Genomic DNA, 7,196 nt, shown 5'->3' on the forward strand with positions numbered 1-7,196 from the left:
ACCGGCACCTGCACCACCTGCCACCGCCCCCTGCCCAGAACATCCCCCACCAGCCAGAACCTCAGAGCCAGAGCAACCTAACGGAGTCCTACTAGGGCCTTTTGGAAGCAGAGTCGGGCCACCCCGCGCGCGTCTTGGTGTGACGGCTTATAGCATGGTGATCAAGAAGTGGAGGACATTTATGCGCGCCGGGGATGACACGGGCTCCCTTGATCAGGCAACGAGGGAGTTCATGGCAGCGCGTCCCCAGCTCTTCGGCATCGCGTACCGCGTGCTCGGTAGTGCCGTGGAAGCCGAGGACATCGTCCAGGAGGCATGGCTGCGGTGGCAGAACAGCAACCACGCCGACATAGACGTGCCGGCAGCGTTCCTCGCGACGGTCACCTCCCGTCTGGCGATCAGTCTGGCCCAGTCCGCCAGGATGCGGCGTGAGTCGTACGTCGGGCCCTGGCTTCCCGAGCCGGTCGACACAAGCGTGGATCCGCAGGTGGGTGCGGAACGGGCTGAGGCACTCGACCTGGCGGTTCTCTTCCTCCTGGAGAAGCTGAACCCCGTGGAGCGGGCTGCCTACGTTCTCAGGGAAGCCTTCGACTACCCGTACAAGCGGATCGCGGACATCCTGGAGACGAGCGAAGCCAATACGCGTCAGCTGGTGAGCCGCGCCCGGAAGCATCTGTCAGCGGAACGCCGGGAGCCGGTCAGCTCTGACGACCATCGGCGGCTGCTGGAGGTGTTCCTCGCCGCGGCACAGACAGGCAGTCTGTCCGTGCTCGAGGAGGTTCTCACTGAGGACGTGGTCAGCTACTCCGACGGCGGAGGGGCACGCGGGATATCCAAGATTCCGGTCGTCGGGCGTCTGCACGTTTCCAAGTTCCTTGCCGCCTGGGGCCCACGTTTCTGGCCTCAGGCAGACGTTCGCTGGGTCGAGGCCAACGGCAGGCCGGCCGTCCTTGTCTCTTCTGACGGATGGCCGACGCTCTTGCTGAACGCCGATGTATCGGCACGCGGCATCGAACGCCTCATGTGGGTCGCGAATCCGGCCAAACTAGCTCCTTACCTGGCTTCGCTGAGCAACTGAGGCAGCCTTCGCCGACTCTGCACCAGGGTGCCCCGAAGCGGGCTGGCACAGGTCAGGATGTTCTGGGCTGCCCGCGCCTTCGGCATCGTCTGCCAGCACAACAAGACGTCGCCTCCGCGGGCAGGTCACACGGCGGCAAGCCAAGCGGACGGGCCGGCCGAGGACGGAGGCGTGGATCCGTGGCTGTTGGAGGGCGGCGACGAGGAGGGGTGGTCCGGTTTCTCCTGTACGGGCTGCCCGACGGCGGCCTGTCCGGGTGAGGACGCGGTGGCCAGGTCCACTTCGGCCCAGACGGTCTTGCCGCCCGGCATCGACCGGGATCCCCAGCGACGGGACAGCTGGGACACCAGGATGAGGCCGCGGCCGTTCTCGTCGGTGGCGCGAGGGCTGCGCGGACGTGGAAAGCATGCTTCGGAATCGGATACTTCGCAGCTCAGGGCCTGGTGCCGGATCAGACGCAGGCAGACGGGCCCCGAGCTGTGGCGGACGGCGTTGGTGACCAGTTCGCTGACGATCAGCTGCGTGGAGTCCTGGAGGCTTTCCAAGCCCCATTCGGACAGCTGAGAGGCGGCAAGATGCCGAGCGAGGGGGACAGTTGTGCGGTCCTTCGCGAGAGTCCAGGACGCGACGTGATCCGGGCTGAGCGAGCGCGTGCGGACGAGGAGCAGGGTGGCGTCGTCGCACGGCGCCTGATTCGGGGAGTTATCCATCGCGCTGGTGCACAGATCTTCCAGGGACCGCCCCGGTTGTGAGAGAGCGGTGCCCAGTCGGCGCATTCCCTCGTCGATGTCGTGGTCGCGGGTCTCGACCAGGCCGTCGGTGTACAGGGCGAGGAGACTTCCCTCGGCCAGCTCCATTTCCACCGCCTCGAACGGCACTCCGGCCCCGATGCCCAGTGGCGTGCCGGTCGGAAGGGCGGGGAAGGTCACTCGGCCCTGCGGGTCGACGATCGCGGGCGGCGGATGCCCGGCCCCGGCCATCGTGCACTTCCGGGTGCCCGGGTCGTAGACCGCGTACAGACACGTGGCACCCACCGCCGTGGGGGCCTCCTCCGGGGCCTCGCCGTCGACCTCCGCCAGCCGCTGGACCGTGTCATCGAGACGGGTCAGCAGTTCGTCAGGGGGCAGTTCCATATCGGCGAGTGTGTGGACGGCGGTGCGGAGCCTGCCCATCGTCGCAGCGGCGTTGAGGCCGTGCCCGACCACGTCACCGACGACGAGGGCCACCCGGGCGCCGGACAGCGGGATCACATCGAACCAGTCGCCCCCGACACCGAGGTCGATGTCGGCGGGCAGGTAGCGCGATGCCGCCTCGACCGCCACGCCGCCCCTCAGACTGTGCGGGAGCAGGTTTCGCTGGAGGGCGAGGGCTGTGGTCTGCTCACGTGCGTACTGACGGGCGTTGTCCAACGACTGCGCGGCGCGGCCGACGAGTTCCTCGGCCAGGAGCAGATCGACCTCCTGGAAGGGCGCCGGGTCCTGGGTGCGGGCGAACACCACCGTGCCCAGCAGGGTGCGCCGGGCGCGGATGGGGACGATCATCAGCGAGTGGGTGCCGGTGCTGCGGATCTTTCGGGCCAGTGCCGGATCCTGGTCGATCCACGTGCCGGGTGCAATGTCCACGATCGGTTCCAGGTGGGACCTTCCCGTGCCGACGATGTCGGTGAGGGGAGAGGCGGGCGACAAGCGGATCGGCTCACCGCGCAACCACGGACATTCTGTCTCGCCCTGGCGGATCGAGGACAGACCGGCACGTCGGAGGGAGGGAAGACGCTCTCCGGTCACGCCGAAGCGGACCGGCGGCCCCTCGCCGAGGGCAACCGACTGCTCCAGGTCCACGGCGACGATGTCGGCGAACAGGGGCACGGCGAGGTCCGCCAGGTCCTGGCCGGTTTGCATCACGTCCAGGCTCCTACCGAGACGGGTGCCGGCCTGGCTGAGGACGGCGAGGCGATCCCGTGCCCTCCGGCTCTCGGTGACATCGACGCTGATGGTGCACACGCCCATCGCCTGCCCGTCGGCGTCCTGCAGGCGGAAGCACGAGGCTCGCATCGTGTGTCCCCGACTCGGACCCGTCGTCGGCCAGGCTTGGTACTCGTGGACCTTGGTGGTGCCGCTGGCCAGTACCTGCCGCATCGCCGCTTCCAGCGCTTCGGTCTTGGCATCGGACCGCGCATCGGTGAGCCGACGCCCGAAGCGCCGCTCCGGGGAAGTGCCGTCGAGGCTCTCCATCGTGACGTTCGTCCAGGTGCACCGCAGCTGCAGGTCACGAACGACGATGCCGACCGGTACGCGAGCGAGATGCGCCCCCTGCTCCTCGCCGTCCGCCACTGTCCCGGGCCCCGGGGCGGCCCTCATGGACAGAAGCCACCGGCGCGATCCGTCCTGCCCTCGCAGCGCCGAGACGCGCACGCCGGTGTCGAATATCCGCCCACTTCGGTGGCGCAACGCCTTCGTGCCGGAGCAGTCGTTCCGGCCACGGTCCTGCTCGACGAATGCGGAGATCGTCGGAGCTTCCTCGAGGAATGGCAGTACAGCCTCGGCGGAACGGCCGACCATGTCCCCGGCGGAGTATCCGACGACCCGCTGCGCGGCCTGGGTCCAGGCGATCACCGTCCCCTCTTCATCGAGCATCGCGATCGGCGACTCGGATGGCGCATTCGTGTTCAGCTGGTCACTGAGTGTGATGTCGGCAGTGTTGGTCATGACGACCTGGTCTCCTCATGCACTGGAGAGATGGCGGAATAGGCTCGAGGTCGATGCGCGGGAAGAGTTCATATGACCCGTTTTGCAGCCTCTCGTCCATTGACGAGATAACGCCTGGATCTGTGACAGGCCAGGTGTCGCGGACGAGCGCAGAGCTCACCGCGGTGACCGCGCACCACGCGATCCCCCGCCGCCAGTACGACGACGGCCGGCGCGACCCGTTCGCCACATGGATCAGCACGACTCCCGCTGGCCGACCCGGGCAAGCCACGACCACCGACCACGCGGGCAAGCCCGCGTGGTCGGTGGCGGCTGCGAGGCTGATCGTGGATCGCTGCGATGACGACGAGCGCGGCGAGCGGCGTGAGGTTCTGGAACAGCTGGGGCATCACTGCCTTCCTGGGGCCAGACGACGGTCGCCCGCCTCAGCCCTTCCGCCGCTGCTCCGCCTCGCTCGGCCCGAGCTTCCACGGACCCTGCCTGATCGGGCTTCCCCAGCCATGCGACCAGCACATACGCCTGCCGCTCCGTCTGGCTGCACTTCGTGAAACCCAGGCACTCAGTCACGGCAGGGCCGCACCCCCGACACCGCGCCCGATAAGACTCGCAGTGTTCGAATTATGTTCGATACATTGTTCGCAGGGCGGGCGGACTACCCCTGCAACTGGAGGTGGGAGGCATGCCGCGAAGCATCTGCGTCCGATTTCTCTGCATCGGCAAGTGCGGCATCAAAGTTCTGCCCCCGACGCGGAGGCGAGACAGTCTGAGGCGTCTGGTGAATCAGGGAAGCGCAGGGTGACCACCATGGGTCAACAGACCGTCCTCCACCTCCGGTTCGACCTACCGCCCGGCCACGACCCCGAACTCCTGGAGCTGCTGTGCCGCCTCCTGGAAGACTTCACGCCGTGCGTGCAGATGCTGGAGCCGGACAGCGCCGTGCTGGACCTCACCGGCAGCTTGCGGTTCTGGCACCGGGACGCCCGCGGCATCACCGAACTCATTCAGTTGCGCGCGCTCGCCCTGTACGGGGTGCGCAGTGGGGCGGGGGCCGCCCCCAACCGAATCCGACAGGTTCACGGATTCCTGCATCGGCTCGATGGGGAACTCGCCAGCCCCTGGACGGTGAACGCGGGCTTGTGCATCGGGTTGTGCACGCTCGATCCGGTCGGTAGCAAGGGAGGCTGCCCGTGATCGACCCGGTCTTCTTCCATGTGCGGCTACGTCAGCGCGATGGTCTTGCGGATCTCATGACGGTGATCGAACGGTTCACCCCAGTTGTGCAGCCGTTGGCCCCGGCTGCCGCGGTAGCTCAAGTAGGGGGTTCTCTGCGACTGTTTGGTGTCGGAGCGTTCGATCTGGCTCTGCGGGTACGCCTTCAGGCAGCGGCGTGGTTCGGACTGCATGCGTTCGTCGGTACGGGGCAGTCGTGGACGGTCGCCGCGATGGCATCCGCCCGTCCCAACCGTGGTGGTGTGCGGGTGGTGGAACCTGAGGAGACCGAGCAGTTCCTCGGGCCGCTGCCGGTCGGTGAGTTGTATGGGATCCGGCGCGTCCAGGCCGAACAGCTGCGGCATCTGGGCGTGGAGACCATTGGGCAGTTGGCCGGGCTGCCTGCGGCCACGGTCCTGCAAATCCCCGGACGGGACGGGCGCGCTCTGCAGGAGCGGGCCCGAGGGATTGACTACCGGGCGATCCGCCCGGGCCAGGCCGCGGCGTCGCTGAGGCTACGAGCCGACTTCCCGAGGGACGTTCTCGACGGTCCGTACGCTCGGACCGCGCTGCTGCGTCTGGTCGTCGATCTCGGCGCGCTACTGCGCTCGCGCGGCCAGTCTGCGAAGACGATCACTGTTGTCGTCGGGATGGTCGACAAGCGTGATCTGTCACGGACTCGGTCGCTGCCGTCCTCCTCTGCCCACACCGTTGATCTCCGGCAGGCGGCGCACGGCATCTTCGATTCCTTCGGACTGCAACGCGCCCGGATGCGGCGGATCACGCTGATCATCGAGGCGGTCGACGGCGTGCAGGCTCACACACAGCTGACGCTGGACCGGCTCCGGGAAGCACGGCTGCGGGTGGAGCCGGTCGTTGATGCGTTGAACGGACGGTTCGGCCCGGGAACGGTGGGCCCTGCCGCCGCCTTCGTCAGCCGGGAGGTACGGATTTGACTTGGACAAGCCGACGCATTCGCCGACGGAATCAGTGGCTCACTGCACCCGCGGCTCATCGCTGGACGCCCCGGCGACTGTCGTCCAGCATCATCCGGTGGCAGTACGCCTCCGGCTGCCCGCCCCGCCCTGCCAACCATCCCGGTACCGGCAGCAGGGGCCGGACCACGGCCCACTCGGCGTCCGTCACGTCTGTCGAGTAGCGGCACTTGCGTACCCCGCGGCCGCCGGCGTTTGCGAGCCGGCCCTCACCCGGCCTGGGCCAAGAAGCGCTGAAAACCGATCCCGCACGACATCACCGCTGAGCTTCAACCTCGCGCGGTGGAGCCGCCTCCGGCGGCACCACGAGCCTTGCACAGCGTCCACCCTGGTCGGAGATGTCCAGGACCAGACCGTGACTGTGCCGGATACCGGGGCGGGCGACTGAACGAGCGGATACGGTCCTTCCATGACGAAAACAGTCTGGACCATGAAACGTGCGGGAGCCCTCGCCGCGGCAGCCGTCGTGACTGCGCTCGCCTTCCCCGCCCAGGCCCACGCCGCTGCCGTCGCCTGCGGCGGCGGGGTCTCGACGCAGAACATCGGCGCCCGAGGCTGTATTTCCGCCGAACGCTGGAAGAACGGGGGAGTCTTCTGGCACGACATCACCGCCCACGCCCTCGTCACCAACTCCCGCTCCCACGCCTCATGGGTCGAGTACGAGGCATACCTCCAGGCGGGCAGCGACGACTGGACGAAAATGGGCAGCGGCCGGACCATCGTGCAGCGGCGTTCCACGGTCGGCCCGATCGAGATCGCCTCCAAGTCCCGCGTCTGTGACACGGTCAAAGTCACGATCCGCGTCCACGTGAGGCCGGCGGGAGGCGCCTGGTCGAACTGGTCCAGCGCGGCCACCTCGCAGTGCCAGACCTGACGCTGCCAGACCTCGCACACCGCAGCGCCCCCGCCTCCGCGACCCAGGAGGACGGGGGCTCTCGTATTTCTGCGGAGGAATGGACTGACTTCACTCCGGCCGGACGATGATCACCCGTTTAGCGTTAACCGCTGTACCGATGTAGAGGCCGACAACGCTGCTTCCGCAGAAAGAGCGGATAGTCCGATGGCAGTGCCCGCTATTTGACAGGCAATACGACCAGAGATATCAGACAGACTGTCAGCTTGTCCTACCTTCCAAGCGTGGTTCCATGCCGGTCATTCGTAAGATCGGCGGACCCAGGGGTTCTGGGTATGGCTGTGAGCTTGTCGCCG

The 7,196-nt window shown here is 67.5% G+C and carries 5 protein-coding genes and 1 pseudogene; 4 read left to right on the plus strand and 2 right to left on the minus strand.

All coding sequences use genetic code 11. From position 1 onward, the window contains the following. Positions 1-181 precede the first annotated feature (181 nt). Positions 182-1,078: an RNA polymerase sigma-70 factor gene (locus tag ACIRA5_RS53480; RefSeq protein ID WP_403705959.1), complete on the plus strand. Its 897-nt coding sequence runs from the start codon at positions 182-184 to the stop codon at positions 1,076-1,078. A gap of 125 nt (positions 1,079-1,203) precedes the next feature. On the opposite strand, the gene ACIRA5_RS53485 is transcribed toward ACIRA5_RS53480, so the two are convergent. Then, positions 1,204-3,783 carry a SpoIIE family protein phosphatase gene (locus ACIRA5_RS53485; RefSeq protein WP_403705947.1) on the minus strand — a complete coding sequence of 860 codons (2,580 nt, stop codon included), beginning with the start codon at positions 3,781-3,783 and terminating at the stop codon, positions 1,204-1,206. Positions 3,784-4,587: 804 nt separating this feature from the next. On the opposite strand from ACIRA5_RS53485, the gene ACIRA5_RS53490 reads away from it, so the two are divergent. Together ACIRA5_RS53490 and ACIRA5_RS53495 are read left to right on the plus strand one after the other, a co-directional pair. After that, positions 4,588-4,974, plus strand: a complete 387-nt coding sequence (locus ACIRA5_RS53490) for a hypothetical protein (RefSeq protein ID WP_403705950.1) — start codon at positions 4,588-4,590, stop codon at positions 4,972-4,974. Next, positions 4,971-5,948: a hypothetical protein gene (locus tag ACIRA5_RS53495; protein ID WP_403705953.1), complete on the plus strand. Its 978-nt coding sequence runs from the start codon at positions 4,971-4,973 to the stop codon at positions 5,946-5,948. The genes ACIRA5_RS53490 and ACIRA5_RS53495 overlap by 4 nt, the downstream gene beginning before the upstream one ends. Before the next feature lie 112 nt (positions 5,949-6,060). Here the strand turns inward: ACIRA5_RS53495 and ACIRA5_RS53500 are convergent. Beyond that, positions 6,061-6,138 (minus strand): annotated as a pseudogene (locus ACIRA5_RS53500) (transposase); the annotation flags it as partial. Between the two features lie 258 nt (positions 6,139-6,396). Here ACIRA5_RS53500 and ACIRA5_RS53505 point away from each other — a divergent pair. Further along, a complete protein-coding gene (locus tag ACIRA5_RS53505) occupies positions 6,397-6,861 on the plus strand; it encodes a hypothetical protein (protein ID WP_403705956.1) in 465 nt (154 codons plus the stop codon). Positions 6,862-7,196: the final 335 nt, after the last annotated feature.

It is taken from the genome of Streptomyces sp. NPDC096311 (genome assembly GCF_044763085.1).
GTDB lineage: Bacteria > Actinomycetota > Actinomycetes > Streptomycetales > Streptomycetaceae > Streptomyces.

Excerpts from the sequence above, each read along its gene's own strand:
- ACIRA5_RS53480 (WP_403705959.1), top strand. The coding sequence starts at position 182 with ATGCGCGCCGGGGATGACACGGGCTCCCTTGATCAGGCAACGAGGGAG.
- ACIRA5_RS53485 (WP_403705947.1), bottom strand. The coding sequence starts at position 3,783 with ATGACCAACACTGCCGACATCACACTCAGTGACCAGCTGAACACGAAT.
- ACIRA5_RS53490 (WP_403705950.1), top strand. The coding sequence starts at position 4,588 with ATGGGTCAACAGACCGTCCTCCACCTCCGGTTCGACCTACCGCCCGGC.
- ACIRA5_RS53505 (WP_403705956.1), top strand. The coding sequence starts at position 6,397 with ATGACGAAAACAGTCTGGACCATGAAACGTGCGGGAGCCCTCGCCGCG.